The 14,982-nt window shown below is 60.9% G+C and carries 13 protein-coding genes, 1 tRNA gene and 1 pseudogene; 8 read left to right on the forward strand and 7 right to left on the reverse strand.

The features are described 5' to 3' along the window. Positions 1 to 2 precede the first annotated feature (2 nt). The 5 genes and pseudogenes from JCM21793_RS23405 to JCM21793_RS00880 all read left to right on the forward strand — a co-directional run bounded on the left by JCM21793_RS23405 (position 3) and on the right by JCM21793_RS00880 (position 6,126). Positions 3 to 1,055, forward strand: a complete 1,053-nt coding sequence (locus JCM21793_RS23405; RefSeq protein ID WP_036539258.1) for a TRAP transporter substrate-binding protein — start codon at positions 3 to 5, stop codon at positions 1,053 to 1,055. A gap of 97 nt (positions 1,056 to 1,152) precedes the next feature. After that, positions 1,153 to 1,662 carry a TRAP transporter small permease subunit gene (locus JCM21793_RS00865; RefSeq protein ID WP_025029159.1) on the forward strand — a complete coding sequence of 170 codons (510 nt, stop codon included), beginning with the start codon at positions 1,153 to 1,155 and terminating at the stop codon, positions 1,660 to 1,662. Next, a complete protein-coding gene (locus tag JCM21793_RS00870) occupies positions 1,659 to 3,209 on the forward strand; it encodes a TRAP transporter large permease (protein ID WP_025029160.1) in 1,551 nt (516 codons plus the stop codon). Before JCM21793_RS00865 ends, JCM21793_RS00870 begins: the two co-directional genes overlap by 4 nt. A 136-nt stretch (positions 3,210 to 3,345) precedes the next feature. Further along, positions 3,346 to 4,340 (forward strand): annotated as a pseudogene (gene dgcN, locus JCM21793_RS23410) (N-acetyltransferase DgcN). A 133-nt stretch (positions 4,341 to 4,473) separates the two neighbouring features. Continuing rightward, the gene (locus JCM21793_RS00880) at positions 4,474 to 6,126 is read left to right on the forward strand and encodes an alpha/beta hydrolase (RefSeq protein ID WP_007007054.1); all 1,653 of its coding nucleotides are present in this window, start codon (positions 4,474 to 4,476) and stop codon (positions 6,124 to 6,126) included. Between the two features lie 13 nt (positions 6,127 to 6,139). Here the strand turns inward: JCM21793_RS00880 and JCM21793_RS00885 are convergent, their stop codons facing one another. Together JCM21793_RS00885 and JCM21793_RS00890 are read right to left on the reverse strand one after the other, a co-directional pair. Next, complete coding sequence (locus tag JCM21793_RS00885; protein ID WP_025029161.1) at positions 6,140 to 6,940, reverse strand: FAD binding domain-containing protein; 801 nt, start codon at positions 6,938 to 6,940, stop codon at positions 6,140 to 6,142. A gap of 16 nt (positions 6,941 to 6,956) precedes the next feature. Beyond that, positions 6,957 to 7,445 (reverse strand): (2Fe-2S)-binding protein, encoded by a 489-nt coding sequence (locus JCM21793_RS00890; RefSeq protein WP_025029162.1) that lies wholly within the window; start codon positions 7,443 to 7,445, stop codon positions 6,957 to 6,959. Positions 7,446 to 8,104: 659 nt separating this feature from the next. On the opposite strand from JCM21793_RS00890, the gene JCM21793_RS00900 reads away from it, so the two are divergent. Then, positions 8,105 to 8,180, forward strand: a tRNA-Thr gene (locus tag JCM21793_RS00900). 82 nt (positions 8,181 to 8,262) lie between these two features. On the opposite strand, the gene JCM21793_RS00905 is transcribed toward JCM21793_RS00900, so the two are convergent. After that, positions 8,263 to 8,967 (reverse strand): MOSC domain-containing protein, encoded by a 705-nt coding sequence (locus JCM21793_RS00905; protein ID WP_025029163.1) that lies wholly within the window; start codon positions 8,965 to 8,967, stop codon positions 8,263 to 8,265. 231 nt (positions 8,968 to 9,198) lie between these two features. Here JCM21793_RS00905 and JCM21793_RS00910 point away from each other — a divergent pair, with 231 nt between their 5' ends. Continuing rightward, a complete protein-coding gene (locus JCM21793_RS00910; protein ID WP_036539261.1) occupies positions 9,199 to 10,005 on the forward strand; it encodes an IclR family transcriptional regulator in 807 nt (268 codons plus the stop codon). Positions 10,006 to 10,044: 39 nt separating this feature from the next. Here the strand turns inward: JCM21793_RS00910 and JCM21793_RS00915 are convergent, their stop codons facing one another. Further along, complete coding sequence (locus JCM21793_RS00915; protein ID WP_036539263.1) at positions 10,045 to 10,728, reverse strand: IclR family transcriptional regulator; 684 nt, start codon at positions 10,726 to 10,728, stop codon at positions 10,045 to 10,047. Positions 10,729 to 10,997: 269 nt separating this feature from the next. On the opposite strand from JCM21793_RS00915, the gene JCM21793_RS00920 reads away from it, so the two are divergent. Then, positions 10,998 to 11,915 (forward strand): SMP-30/gluconolactonase/LRE family protein, encoded by a 918-nt coding sequence (locus JCM21793_RS00920; RefSeq protein WP_025029166.1) that lies wholly within the window; start codon positions 10,998 to 11,000, stop codon positions 11,913 to 11,915. Between the two features lie 13 nt (positions 11,916 to 11,928). Here the strand turns inward: JCM21793_RS00920 and JCM21793_RS00925 are convergent, their stop codons facing one another. The 3 genes from JCM21793_RS00925 to JCM21793_RS00935 form a co-directional block, all read right to left on the reverse strand. Then, on the reverse strand, positions 11,929 to 13,212 hold the full coding sequence (locus JCM21793_RS00925; RefSeq protein WP_025029167.1) for a TRAP transporter large permease: 1,284 nt from the start codon (positions 13,210 to 13,212) through the stop codon (positions 11,929 to 11,931). A gap of 6 nt (positions 13,213 to 13,218) precedes the next feature. Further along, positions 13,219 to 13,764: a TRAP transporter small permease gene (locus JCM21793_RS00930; RefSeq protein ID WP_025029168.1), complete on the reverse strand. Its 546-nt coding sequence runs from the start codon at positions 13,762 to 13,764 to the stop codon at positions 13,219 to 13,221. A gap of 169 nt (positions 13,765 to 13,933) precedes the next feature. Next, a complete protein-coding gene (locus JCM21793_RS00935; protein ID WP_025029169.1) occupies positions 13,934 to 14,932 on the reverse strand; it encodes a TRAP transporter substrate-binding protein in 999 nt (332 codons plus the stop codon). Positions 14,933 to 14,982 lie beyond the last annotated feature (50 nt).

Below are 14,982 nucleotides of genomic sequence, written 5' to 3' on the forward strand. Positions count from 1 at the left end.
CCATGAAAAGGCGTCAATTTCTGAAAACGGCAGGTGTTGCCGGTGTGGCGACGGGCTTAGCGGCTCCGGCCATCGCACAGGACAAGATCACCTGGAAAATGGTCACGGCCTGGCCGAAGAACCTGCCCGGACCGGGCGTGGCGGCGCAGATGCTGGCCGACCGAATCACGGCTCTGTCCGGTGGCCGGCTGGAAGTGAAGCTCTATGCCGCCGGCGAGCTTGTGCCGGGCAATGGCGTGTTCGATGCGGTGTCGGAGGGCACGGCGGAGCTTTATCACGCGGTTCCCTCCTATTGGGGCTCCAAGTCGCGCGGCATTCTTCTGTTCGGTTCGCAGCCTTTCGGCCTGCGTGCCGACGAACAGCTTGGTTGGCTCGTGCATGGCGGCGGACAGGCGCTTTACGACGAGATGTATGGCCGTTTCGGGCTAAAACCTTTCCTTTGCGGCAATTCCGGGCCGCAGTGGCAGGGCTGGTTCCGCAATGAGATCAACTCTGCCGACGATCTGAAGGGGCTGCGGTTCCGTACCACGGGTCTTGCCTCTGAAATGTGCGCGAAGCTCGGCATGGCTGTTCAGGCCATGGGCGGCGGCGACATGTTCCAGGGCCTGCAGTCCGGCACGATCGACGCCGGCGAGTTCATCGGTCCGTGGACGGATTCGGCGCTGGGCTTCTATCAGGTTGCCAAGAACTACTACTGGCCAGGTGTCGGCGAGCCTTCCTCGGCAGAGGAGTGCGCGGTGAACAAGGCGGCTTATGACGCGCTGCCGGAAGACCTGCAACAGGCCGTCGCCTATGCGTGTGAATCGCTCTACAATCCGGTCTGGACGGAATACACGACCAAGCACGCGGCGGCGCTGAAACAGCTTGTGGCCGAGCAGGGCGTGCAGGTGAAAAAGCTGCCCGAAGACGTGATCGTCGCCATGGGCAACGCCGCTGGCGAAGTGATCGCGGAGTTGCGCGAAGACGATGACGAGCTGGTCAAGCGCATTGTCGAGAGCTTCCTCGAATATCGTGCGGGCATCGCCGAATACATGGTTTATGCGGATAACGGGTAAATGAATGCCCGCGCACTGGACTACAAGTACGGCGGCTGACAGAACGACCGGGCCGGGCGCATGCGTCCGGCCTTTTTCATTTTGGGGAATGCCCGGCATGCTTGAGCTTGCGGACAAACTCGACCGGATCAACCGGTCCGTGGGGGCGGCGGTGCGCTGGCTGGCGCTCGCCATGGTGCTGGTGCAGTTCGGCACGGTGGTGCTGCGCTATGTCTATGGCATCAGCTTCATCTTCATGAACGAGACCGTGCTTTATCTGCATGCCACATTGTTCATGCTGGCGGGCGGCTATACGCTGCTGGTGGACGGGCATGTGCGCGTGGACATTTTCTACGGGCTGTGCGGCCCGCGCGGCAGGGCGCGCATCGATGTTTTTGGGGCGCTGTGCTTTCTCCTGCCGTCCATGTTCATGATCGCGTGGTTTTCCTGGCCTTCCGTGCGCAATTCCTGGGCGATCATGGAAGGGGCTATCTCCGTGGGTGGCATTCCCGCCTCCTTCCTGCTCAAGTCGCTGATCCCGGCCTTTTGCGGGCTGCTCATCATTCAGGGGTTTGCCTGCATCCTGCGCGATCTTGCGCGCCTTCGTGAAGAAAACGCCGCCGCATGACCCTACCGCTCGATATTCTGATGTTTGCGGCGCTTATCGTCGCAATCCTGATCGGCTATCCCGTCTCCTTCATGCTGGCGGGCACGGCGGCGCTCTTCGCCTTTCTCGGCTGGATGACCGGCCAGTTCGATGTGGGGCTTCTGGGCGCGCTGGGGCAGCGGGTTTTCGGAACGCTGACCAATGATGTGCTGATCGCCATTCCGCTTTTCGTCTTCATGGGCGTGGTGCTGGAAAAAAGCCGCATCGCGGAAGAACTGCTTGAAACCATGGGGCGGCTTTTCGGCGGCTTGCGTGGTGGCCTTGGGGTTTCCGTCGTGCTGGTGGGCGCGCTTCTGGCGGCCTCGACCGGCATTGTGGGCGCGACCGTGGTGGCGATGGGGCTGATCGCGCTGCCGACCATGGTGCGCAACGGCTACGATCCGAAGCTTGCTTCCGGCGTGGTGTGCACCTCCGGTACGCTGGGGCAGATCATCCCACCCTCGACCCTGCTCATCATCCTTTCGGACGTGATGTCGACCGCCTATCAGCAGGCGCAGTATGAACAGGGCAAGTTCACCATCGAGACGATCTCGGTCGGCCAGGTGTTTGCGGCCGCGCTTCTGCCGGGCCTGACGCTGGTGGCGGTCTACATCGCCTATCTGATGACGCGCGCGGCGCTGAAACCGGAAACCGCGCCGGCACTGGTGGAAGCGGGCGACCGGCCGAGTTGGCAGGAGGTGCAACGCGCGGTGCTGCCGCCGGTTCTGCTGATCGTCGCGGTGCTGGGCTCCATTCTCGGAGGCATTGCAACGCCGAGCGAGGCGGCGAGCGTGGGGGCCATTGGTGCATTGCTTCTCGCCGGCGTTCGCAGCGAAGGAAACGGGCGTCTGATCGTTCTGGGAGCGGCGGCGCTGGGCGCCGTCGCGGTTCTGGCCGGCCTTTTCCCGGTGCGGCTACAGCGCAGCGATGCCGGGCTCTTCGAATGGCTGATTGCCGCCTTGACGACCGGGCTTCTGGCGCTTGGCGTTGTCGCCATCTTCATTTCCATCGGCAAGGCGCGTCATCGCGGCATACTGACGCCGATCGTCACCAATACCATGACCGTGACGGCGATGATCTTCGCCACCATTTTGACAGCTAGCGTTTTCTCGCTCGTGTTTCGCGGGCTGGGCGGCGATGCGCGGGTGGAGGAGATTCTTCATTCGATGCCGGGTGGCCCGCAGGGCGCGCTGATATTCGTGATGGCTATGATCTTCGTTCTGGGTTTTTTCCTCGATTTCGTGGAAATCTCAGTGATCGTGCTTCCGCTGGTCGCGCCCATTCTAATCCTGATGGGACACGATCCGCTCTGGCTCTCGATCCTGATCGCGATCAACCTGCAGACATCGTTCCTGACGCCGCCTTTCGGGTTCTCGCTGTTCTACCTGCGGGCGGCAGCGCCAAAGGAAATAACGACGGGACAGATTTATCGGGGCGTCATTCCATTCATCATTCTGCAGATCGTCGGGATGGGCGTGATCTGGCTGCTTCCGTCGATTTCCACATGGCTACCGGGAACCATTTTTTAGGATCTGGTCGGCGAACGCTGGCTCAGCCACCGCCCAAGTGTTGATCCAGAACACCCTGTCTGGACCACCGCAGCTTGACAAGGGGTGCCTGGATCATTGATGAGCCGGTAAAACAATTCTAAGGGAGCGCCCGCTCATGCTTAAGACGCCCTATCTCCTGTTTCTTGGTGATGCCCCTGACGCCCTGACTGCAAAGGTTGCCCAAGGGATCAAGGACTGGCGACCGGAGTTCTGTGTGGGCCAGCTGCGCCTTGATGGCTGCAAGGCTGATCTCGGCCTCAAGGACATGACCATCGCCGAGGCGAAGGAAGCTGGCGCACAAACCCTCGTCGTGGGCGCTGCGAACCGTGGCGGCGTGATCGCGCAAAGCTGGGTGGCGACGCTTGTGGAAGCAGCCGAGGCCGGCATGGATATCGCCTCCGGTCTGCACAACCGCCTGACCGCTCAGCCTGCCCTGGTGGCAGCCGCAGAAAATGCGGGCACGCAGCTTTTCGATGTTCGTGTACCCCAGGAAGAATACCCCATCGCCGATGGCAAAAGGCGGACCGGCAAACGCTGTCTGGCGGTCGGAACAGACTGCTCCGTCGGCAAGATGTACACCGCGCTTGCCATGGAACGGGAAATGCGCGAGCGCGGCATGAAGGCCACGTTCCGCGCGACCGGCCAGACGGGTATTCTCATCACCGGCTCGGGCGTTCCGCTCGATGCCGTCGTGGCCGATTTCATGGCTGGTTCCATTGAGCACATCACCCCCGACAACGATGCAGACCACTGGGATCTGATCGAGGGGCAGGGCAGCCTTTTCCATCCATCCTTCTCCGGTGTCACGATGCGCTGATCCACGGCGGGCAGGCCGATGCGCTGGTGCTTTGCCATGAGCCGACCCGGACGCATATGCGGGGCCTGCCGCACTATCAGCTGCCCACGCTGGAGGCGCTGCGCGACCTGGCGCTGGAGACGGCCCGTGTGGTCAATCCGGACGTCAGGGTGGTTGGTGTCTCCGTAAATACCGCGGCGCTCAACGATGCGGAGGCGAAAGCCTGCCTCGAAGAGATCGAGGCCCGTATGGGCCTGCCGACGGCCGATCCGTTCCGCCAGGGTGCTGGCCGTCTCGTCGACGCGCTGGATTGATGCGGAAGCGGCATTTTCCGATTCGTGGACAATGCCGCAAGGAGACTTCAACAACCTTGCCCTTCTCAAGCTGACATACCACTCTGCCCGGTGACAATGGCACGGGGCAGATGGCAGCGAGGGCGAGGTTGAGATGACCGAGACAGCGACAAGGGACGAGGCACGCCTCTGGCAGACGTTTTCCGTTGTCGGTCTGTGCCTGGGAACACTGTTCTTCGCCGCCTCGCTGACACCGTCGCTCTTGCCGCGCGCTTTTTTCGTTCAGGGCGTGCTCTCGGGCGTCTCGCTTGCCGTTGGCTATGGGCTCGGCGTGCTGCTTGTGTGGCTGTGGCGCTACCTGGAATTGCCGGAGCCTCCGCACGGGCCGCGATATTACGGCAAGCTCGGCATGGCGGCCGCATGTGCGGCCGTGGCGGTCTTTTTCCTCTGGAAGGCAGCCGAATGGCAGAACTCCATCCGCGCGCTGATGGAGCTCGAGCCGGTGGATACGGCCCATCCCAGCAAGGTTGGCGGTATTGCACTCATTCTGTTTCTTCTGCTCGTCGCACTCGGCCGGGGCCTGAAACGCCTCTACGTGCTGGTTTCCGACCGGCTCAAGAACTTCGTGCCGCGTCGGGTCGCTTACGTGCTTGGCGTTGTGCTGGTGGGGCTGATCGTGGCCTCGCTGGTGGATCGTGTTCTGCTGCGCTATGCACTGCGGGTTGCAGATTCAGCCTATGCGGAACTGGATGCGCTGTTTGAAGACGGTATCGAACGGCCGAGCGGCGCCCTGAAAACTGGAAGCGCCGGGTCGCTCATTTCGTGGGAGACACTTGGGCGCACGGGGCGCAGTTTCGTCGCGGAAGGACCGGGCAGCGAGGAGATCGCGGCGTTCACCGGGCGTGCAGCGAAGGAGCCAATGCGGGTCTATGTGGGGCTGCGATCCGCCGACACCGCCGACGCGCGGGCCAGACTGGCACTTGAGGAACTCAAGCGTATCGGTGCGTTCGACAGGAAGGTGATGGTCGTTGTGGCCCCCACCGGAACGGGGTGGGTGGATCCGGAGGCCAGCGTGACGCTGGAATATCTGCATGGCGGCGACACGGTGATGGTCGCGCAGCAATACTCCTATCTGACCAGCTGGCTGTCATTGCTGATCGAGCCGAGCTATGGCGCGGAGGCAGCGCATGAGCTCTTCCGCGAGGTCTACGGCCACTGGACAACGCTGCCGGTGGAGGCGCGGCCGGAACTCTATCTCTATGGGCTCAGTCTCGGGACGCTCAGCTCAGAGCAGTCGACCGATCTTCTGAACATTCTGGGCGATCCGTTCCAGGGTGCGCTTTGGGCTGGCCCTCCCTTCAACAGCCGGCTCTGGAGCCGGTTTACAGCTGAGCGTAATCCCGGAACGCCAGCCTGGCTACCGCGCTATGGCGACGGCTCGGTGGTGCGCTTTACCAGCCAGAGGAATGCACTCGACATTTCGGGTGCCCAGTGGGGGCCGCTGCGGATCGTCTATCTGCAGTATGCCAGCGATCCGGTGGTGTTTTTCGATCCGCTTGCCTGGTACCGGCGACCGGCATGGCTGGTGGGTGAACGCGGGCCGGATGTCTCGCCGGAACTGCGCTGGTATCCGATCGTGACCTTCCTGCAACTGGCGCTCGACATGGCGCTGGCGACGACCGCACCGCTCGGATACGGCCACCTCTATGCGCCGGAACACTACATCGATGCCTGGATGGCCGTTACCGACCCGGACGGGTGGTCCGATGCGGAGGTCGAGCGGCTCAAGCAGGCGCTTGCGAAGTAGCTGGCAAACGACTTCAGCCGATTGCCATGGTGACGGCGCGCCTGGCCATGGCGACGATGAGGCTCGCACGGTAGTCGGCGCTTGCGTGGATATCCGTCATCAGACTATCGGCGGGCACGGTGATGCCGTCGAGCGCCGCCGCACTGAAATCCGCGCTCAGCGCGCTTTCAAGTTCGGAGCACAGAAACACACCATCATCGCCAGCGCCGGTGACGGCGGCGCGAACGGTTTCGCCATCCTGCACGACGAAGACGCCGGTCATGGCGTAGCGCGAGGCGGGGTTGGGAAACTTGCCGTACCCAGCCTTCTCCGGCGCTTCAAAGCGAATGGCGGTGATCAGCTCGTCCTCGTCCAGCGCCGTTTCGAACAGGCCGATGAAGAAATCCCGGGCAGCGATCTCGCGTTTGCTGGTGACGATGGTTGCAGCCAGAGCCAGCATCGCCGCAGGATAGTCGGCTGCCGGATCATTGTTTGCGAGTGAACCGCCAATCGTGCCCATATGGCGGACCTGCGGATCGCCGATCAAGGCGGCGAGATGCGAGAGAGCGGGGCATACGCTTCCGATCTCGCTGTTTGCCGCGACCTTCGCGTGGGTGGTGCCGGCACCGATGGTGACTGTTTTGCCGGCAACAGAGATTGTCTGCAATTCGGCGATATGGCGCAGATCCACGAGGTCGGACGGAGCGGCAAGCCGGGTCTTCATGGCGGGAATCAGCGTTTGCCCGCCGGCCAGGAACTTTCCGTCGTCTGCTGATTCGAGCAGGTCGAGTGCTTCCTGTACAGAACCGGCGCGATGATAAGTGACGTCATACATGATCGATCTCTCCGGCTCAGGCGGCTCTGCTGGAGGCAGTGTTTACCGCTTCGGATGCAGCCATGATCGCCTTGACGATGTTGTGATAGCCGGTGCAGCGGCAGATATTGCCTTCAAGTTCCTCGCGCACGGTGTTTTCGTCGAGCCCTTCCGGGTGACGTCGAATCATGTCTGTCGCAGCCATGATCATGCCGGGTGTGCAGAAGCCGCACTGGAGGCCGTGGTGCTCCCTGAAGGCGGCCTGGACGGGGTGCAGTTCACCGCCATCGGATAGCCCCTCAATGGTGGTGATCGATGCGCCATCGGCCTGCACGGCGAGCATCGAACAGGATTTAACCGACTGACCGTCCATATGGATCGTGCAGGCACCGCATTGCGACGTCTCGCATCCCACATGGGTCCCGGTCAGCCCCAGACTGTCGCGCAGAAACTGCACGAGCAGGGTCCTGCCTTCGACGGTGCCAGAAACCGTCTTTCCGTTCACCGTCATCGTCACGTCTGTCATGGGATACCTGCCTACTGGAATTTTCGGTGGCTAGGGTCCTGACCCTAGATGCGCTGGTCGGCTGCCAACTTAGCGTATGCAGCCATTGTGTCCATGCCCTGTGACAATTCAAGCGCGATGAAGCCGGCAGCTTATTGCGCGCAGGGTCTGCGGGTGATTTGGCCACCCCTTCCCGACGAGAATGGCATAGGCTTCAGAGTAGGCCCTCCATGGCGAATTGGCCTGAATCTCAAAGCTTGTATTGAGCGCGCGGCAGTGAAAGATCATTTCTGACGCCGTGCTTGCCGGGACGCCTGTTGAAATGAATGCGGCGAGAATGATTGCTGATTTATACATGCCTTTTCCTCCTTCAATGATTTTGAATGATAGATTATTTGTGTTCAATAATTTTCTATTTATAGATGAAATGTTATCCCGGCGCCGGGCTCTCCTTCTGAGCCGGACAAGACGTGAATTTCGCGCGGAATGCTTGATCTCACAGGCAAATGAGGCTATCAGGCAGCCGCTCGCCGAGCGCCCTGGGGCTGAGGATCGGTATTCCGGTACGATTGGCAGTGTTGCTCGACAATTTGGTTGCGAAAGCCTGCCGGGGCGGGTATGTGCACGGTGAAGTGCTTCGCGGCCCTGTCGAAAACGGGTCCGGCGGAGCGCGAAAAAGGGCCGCTTTAGCTCAGTTGGTAGAGCATCGCATTCGTAATGCGGAGGTCGTCAGTTCGAGTCTGACAAGCGGCACCATTCATTTTTCCCGAACCGGCTATCCAGTATAACTGAAGACGCATTGTGCGCGTGTGCCCGCAGAGCAGAGTGGCGGGGTTTCTCAATCCTTTTTCTCGCCTTCCAGGCGGCTGCTCCAGTCTTCGACCCTGCCGGAGGCGAGGCGTCTTTGTGCGTAGCGCCGCCATCCATCCGGCAGTTTCGGAAGTGCAGCCATTTCTTCCAGTTCCCCGCGGTCGAGGGTTTTGACATAAAGGATCTGCCACAGGCGCTTCAGCGGCCATTCCGGCAATGGCCGCTTGATGCGCTCAAGCTTGTCATCGGATGACACCATACCTTCCTGGAGGACACGGTAATACCAGCCGGTGCGGCCGGTTTTCTGGACCTGGTAGGCCATCGTGTCGACGTCGAAGCGGCTGTTGAGTTTCCAGCAGGGCTGGCGGCCCTGCGATACTTCGACGACGGCTTCGCCCAGCCGGAAAATGTCGCCAAGGGCGACGGTTTCCTCGTTCAGCCCGTGGGTGGACAAGTTTTCACCGAAGGCTCCCGGAGATGCCAGCAAAGGATGGTCGCCGATTTCACGCTTCCAGTCGGCGTAGTGGTCGCGCGGGTAGTGATGGACAGCCTTTTCCGGGCCGCCGTGGACCCTGGTATCGGCCTGATGGTCGCCGGCGAAGCCGTTTGCGCCCAGCCATAGCGGACCATCTACGGCACTCTTGGCGATGCCACTGGGGACGTTTCGCTCTCCCAGGGGCGCGATGTTGCCGGTCAGAATTGCCTCAAGAGGAAACTTCTCGATCTTGGTCACGGATGCCCCCTTGTGAGACCTTTTCGCTCGAATGTCAGCATCTCATACGGTGTTGCAGCGCGGGGTTGAAGGTCCAGTTTGCGGAACCGGGTGGTCCGCCGTTGTGGACAAGTTCATCGCACCCCGAATCCTGCCGGAAACTGCGTAGATCGGTTGGGCGTTGCCGTTCGAGCAGGGTTTTTGCTACTCTTCATCCCCGTTTTTCGACGGGTGGAATGAAGGGCGGGAATTGTGGTTGTAAAGGCATTGCGCGCAGAAGATCGAAAAGCGGCTTCCGTTTCCCCGGCGCTGTCGAGGGGGCTGCATCTTCTTTCCGTGTTTGCCGACGCTCCTGTCTGGCTTAGCAATTCAGACATTGCCGGCCGCACCGATCTGCCCGCGGCGACCGTTGCGCGACTGACGAAATCGCTGACCCAGATGGGGTTTCTGCACTATAGCGGCAGTCGCCGGCGCTTCCGGCTGGCGCCCGGGGTTGTTCGGCTTGGCTATGGTGCCAGAAGCGAGACGCAGGTAATTGAGGTCATACGCCCTCATCTTCAGAGGATCGCTGACCGTTTTGGTGTGCACGCGGCGCTTGCCGTTCTGGATGGCGCCGAGGCTCTGCATCTGGAAGTCTGCCATAGCAGTACCACGCTCGTGACCCTTCGGCTTGAGGCTGGTTCGAGAGTCCCTCTGGCCGGCACTCCGATCGGACATGCCCTGCTGGCTGCTCTGGAACCCGCCCGGCGCGAAAGCTGCCTGGTGGACCTGGAGTGTCACCATGCAGCGGAGTGGAATGTGCTTTCGCCGCAGATCGAGCGCGGGCTGGTCGAGATTGCAGGCAGTGGATTTACGCTGTCCCTCGGGGGCTGGCATCCTGACGTTCACGGTGTAGCCGTGCCGTTCAAGCCCTCCGATCAAGCCGCTGCAATGTCACTTGGCTGCGGTGTCCCAAAAGGGCAGCTGCCCCTGCCGCGTCTGAAGGAACTCGGTGGTGAACTCGTGCAGCTTTCCGCGCTCGTTACTTCAAGCCGCGAAAACTCGCTGCCGGTGCAGTGACGCCACGGAGGCACTGATGCCGCCCGGCTTGGTGGTCGGTCAGGAGTCTTCCAGATATCGCACACCCATTGCCGCGCATTTGCGCTGAATGAGTTCCACGGCTGCAAGCAGATCCTTCATTGGACCTGCCGGATCACGCGCAGCCTGGGTGTTGGCGGGAAGAACAAGTTCCAGTGCCAGAACGGCATTGTTGAGGTGCAGTGGAGCGGCCAGCAGGAGCAGATTCTTGTCTGGAAGCAGCAATCGAAAGCAGCCCGACGCCCGAAAGAAGCAGAAGCTTTCGTGAAGCGCCTCGGTCTCGACGGGACGCGGGGATAGCTCGGATACGGATCTGTCCATGCTGGTCTGGCTGGTGAACAGAAGGGCGTGACCCGCCGCGGTCTGCGCGAGCGGATAGGCCGAGCCAACGTGACAGCAGGGGGAGCTTTCGCGATTCAACCCGTTGCAGACGACGAGAAATAGAGCTTCTCCGGCATCGTCCACAGCAAGGGTCGATGTGGCGTTGTGCCGGTCCGCCAGCGCCTGAAGAACAGAACGCGCAATTCCGGCGACAGGGGTTTCACTCAAGAATTTCTTTGAGAGCGCGCCGGCCGTGCGGCCCGGCTGGTAGCGCTCCGCAAATCTGGATGGCTCGACGAAACCATGGAGCTCTAGGGTTTTCAAAAGCCTGGCGGTGGTGTCGTGTCTCAACGAAAACCGTAAAGCCAGTTCATCGGAGGTCATCGGCCCTTCGTCTGACAGGAGCTGGACCAACCCGAGACCGTTTCTTAGAGCGACTGTGCTGCTGTTTCCTTCGTCTGTCTGCTTTTTCACCGTATGTTTTGCCTTGATGGACAGGCCCCCAACTGAATTTTTATGCTTATCGCGCCCGGCATATCAATATGCAGGCACCGGTTCGCGCCGTGAAACGTGCCCTGATCGCAAAAATGTGATCGAATGATCAGTCATCACCTCATCGGAATGCTTCTTGAACCCCGGCGTCAAAGGGGGCTATGGCAGCCATTGTCAGAGACTATGAGGGAGGGAAGCCGGTGGCACGGGAAGTCTGGACACGCCTGGAGGGGGAACGCTGTGTACTCGGTGAGGGGCCGACTTACGACAGACATAGCGACACGGTCTGGTGGTTTGACATTCTGGAAAAGGCTCTGTTCGAGCACTGCTTCGCTGATGGCGTGACGCGCCGGCACATATTGCCGGAGCTCTCCTCCGCGCTTGCCCGTGTCGATGACAACCGGCAATTGCTCGTGACGGAGAGCGGCCTTTATCTGCGCAATGTCGCGGATGGCAGCCTGAGCCTTCACCGCCCGCTGGAAGCGGACAATCCGCAGACCCGTTCCAACGATTCCCGTGTGCATCCCAGCGGGGCATTCTGGATCGGCACGATGGGCAAGAATGCTGAAAAGGGCGCGGGATCGATCTATTGGTATCGCAGGGGCGAGGTGAAACGGCTCTATTCCGGTATTACCGTTACCAATGCGATCTGTTTTTCGCCCGATGGCAGTGTGGGATATTTCACGGACACGCCGACACTTCAGATCAGGCAGGTTTCACTCGACCCACAGACGGGGCTGCCGGTTGGCGAGCCGTCAGCATTTGCCGCGCCATCGCGCGACGGAGAGCCCGACGGTGCTGTGGTCGATGCCGAAGGCAATCTCTGGGTGGCGCGATGGGGCGGCCATGGCGTGGAGGTCTATTCGCCGGGTGGCTTGCTGCTTCGCAAGATTGACCTGCCGGCGGCACTCACCACCTGTCCGGCCTTTGTCGGGCCGCAGGCGGACAGGCTCCTGGTGACATCGGCATCTATTGGCGTGGACCCGGACAGTTCGGATGCTGCCTCTGCCGGCGGGGTGTTCATGAGCGATCTCGGGGCGCCGGCGGGCAAGCTCGAGCCCGACGTTTTGGTCGACTGATCCGTCTCCAGATTCAGTAGCCGCTGAGGCGCGGCAGCCAGGTGGATAGCGCCGGGATAAAGGTCAGGGCGAGCAGGACAACCAGATGCACGACCAGGAAGGGCGGCATCTCCCGGATCATCTCGCTGACGCGTATCTTGACCGCTGAAGACACGACAAAAAGCAATGCACCCACCGGCGGGGTGAGAAGGCCGAGCGTGAGGTTGACGATCACGACGATGGCGAAATGGATCGGGTCGATGCCCAGCGAGTAGGCTATGGGGCCAAGGATCGGCACAAGGATCATGACACCGGGCAGCGGATCCATGAACAGACCGAAGGCGAGCAGCAGCAGGTTGACCGCCAGCAGGAACAGAACCGGGCTCAGTTCCCAGGCGACAATCGTTGAAGCAATGGCCTGGGGGATGCCCTCGATAATGATGATCCAGGCGAACGCTCGCGCGGCAGCGAGGATCAGCAGAATGGCGACGGTGACCAGCGCTGAACGAAAGAGAATGTCCGGCAGGTCGCGGAGCCGCAACGAGCGGTAGATGAACATGCCGCACAGGAGCGCATAGAAAACCGCCACCACCGAGGCTTCGGTCGGCGTGAACAGCCCGCTGCGGATGCCCCCGATGATGAGCACGATGAGGAAGATAGCAGGCAGCGCCTGAAAACTGGTGCGCATCATCTCGCGCAGGGACGGGCGCGGCGAACTGCTTCTGAAGCCACGCCTGCGGCAGACATACCAGTTGGTCGCGGCCATGGAGAGCGAGATCAGGATGCCGGGAATGATGCCGGCCATGAACAGGGCGATCACGGAGACATTTTCATCCTGCATTGCGTAAAGGATCATGATGATTGATGGCGGGATGATGGGCCCGACGACCGACGCGGAGGCGGTCAGCGCGCTGGCATAGGATTTGTCGTATCCATCCTTCTCCATCATGCGGATCATCATGGCGCCGGGTCCGGCGGCGTCGGCGAGGGCAGAACCCGAGATGCCGGCGAACATGGTGGACGAGACCACATTGGCGTAGCCCAGCCCGCCGCGGAAATGACCCACGAACTGTGATGCAAAGCGCAGGAGAATCTGCGTCATGGCACCGCTCGACATCAGCTCGGCTGCCAGGATGAAGAACGGCACCGCCATGAGCGGGAAACTGTCGAGCCCGGAAAACATCTCCTTGACGATGACGATCTGCGGATAGGTGCTGCCCAGGCTGATTGCCGCCCAGACGGCAAGCGCCAGCGAGAAAGCCACCGGCATGCCGATGATCAGAAGGGCGAAGAAGGAAGCAAAGAGTATCAGCGCCACGGCCGTCTATTCCCGGTTGGCTGCAATGTGGGTGTCGCCGCTTTCGGCAAGTGCGGCGGATGGCGTGTCGGTTTCCACTTCAGCAAACCGGTTTTCCATCACGAAGGAGCGGGCGACAAGAAGCAGATGCACGATGAGGAGGCCAAAGCCGATCGGCATGGCGGCATAGATGTAGCTGAAGGAAACGCGGGTTGCCGGCGTCAGCTGGAATCGGGCGCGATCCATATAATTCAGGCCCATCCAGATCATGATCGAGAAGAATGCCAGAAGCAGACACAGGATCAGGACGCGTACGGCGCGCTGGCCATTTGTGCCGAGCATTTCCTGGAAATTGCCAACGGCGACATGGCCGCCGGTGCGCAGGGCGAGGCCGGCACCGATGAAGGTCATCCAGATCATCAGGTAGCGGGCGACTTCCTCTGACCAGGTGATGGAGAAATTCGTGAGATAGCGCAGCGATACATTGGCGAACACGATCACCGCCATGGCGCCGAGCAGCAGCACCAGAGCCCATTTGTTCAGGGCTACGAAATATCGCTCAAATGTTTTCACTGATCCTCCCCGACCTGGATGCCCGGGGGCACCGCAGCGTGTTGATCGCATCCTGTTTAGACCAACATGATCAAGCGTGGGAACCGGCAATTGCTCAAAAAACGGCAGGAAGCAAAACTCCGGGCAGCCGCCGCATGGACTGCTGCCCGGAGTTTCAGACACATAGACCTTATTCGGTCGCGATGATCTGATCGATCAGCGCCTTGTCGTACTGCTCATAGTATTTTTCATAAGCGGGCTGGACGGCCTGCTGGAAGGCGGCTTTCTGCTCGGCGGTCAGCTCGCCGATTTCCATGCCCTCTTCCTTGAGCTGCTTGACGCCGGAGGTTTCGACATTGTCGACATAGGCGCGCATGGCCTTGACGGCTTCTGTCGCCCCTTCCTCGAATGCTTTCCTGTCTTCATCCGACATACCGTCCCAGAGCTGGCGGGAGACGAGAAGCATGGCCGGCGAATAGACATGACCGGAGAGCGTCAGATACTTCTGGACCTCGGAGAGCTTGGCCGAGGTGATAACGGAAAGCGGGTTTTCCTGACCGTCGATCGTGCCTTGCTGGAGCGACGAGATGACCTCGGGCCATGCCATCGGCGTGGGAGCGGCACCCAGCGTTTCGAACGCGGTGATGTGGATCGGGTTTTCCATCGTGCGCAGCTTGAGGCCGGCAACGTCATCGGGTTTGCCGATGGTGTTGCGGTTGTTGGTGATATGGCGGAAGCCCTGTTCGCCCCAGGCGAGCGCGACGAGGCCGACATCATCAAACTTTGCGAGGATGCTCTGGCCAATCTCGCCATCAAGCACATTGCGCGCGTGGGTGAGGTCACGGAACAGGAAAGGGATGTCGAACACACCGGTCTCGGGCACGAAGTTGCTGAGCGTGCCGGAGGAAACGATCGTGGCCTCGATCGTGCCGATCTGTAGCCCTTCGATCACCTCGCGTTCGCCGCCGAGGCCGGAGGAGGGGAAGTGACGGAAGGAATAGCGCCCGTCAGTGTTCGCCTCGACCACTTCCTGCCATTTCTCGGCTGCCACGCCATAATGCGAGGTCGGCGCGAGCGCATAGCCGATCTTGATTTCCTGCTGGGCCTGAGCGGCCGATACGCCGGCAAAAATGCCAAGCGCGGTTACAAGTGCCGCTAACGGCCCCGTGTTTCTTGCTGAAAATTTCATGTCTCTCTCCCGTCGTGGAATTTCGTTGCGATTTAGGTCTCCCATTCACT

It is taken from the genome of Nitratireductor aquibiodomus NL21 = JCM 21793, from assembly GCF_000615975.1.
In the GTDB taxonomy this organism is placed as follows: Bacteria; Pseudomonadota; Alphaproteobacteria; order Rhizobiales; family Rhizobiaceae; genus Nitratireductor; species Nitratireductor aquibiodomus.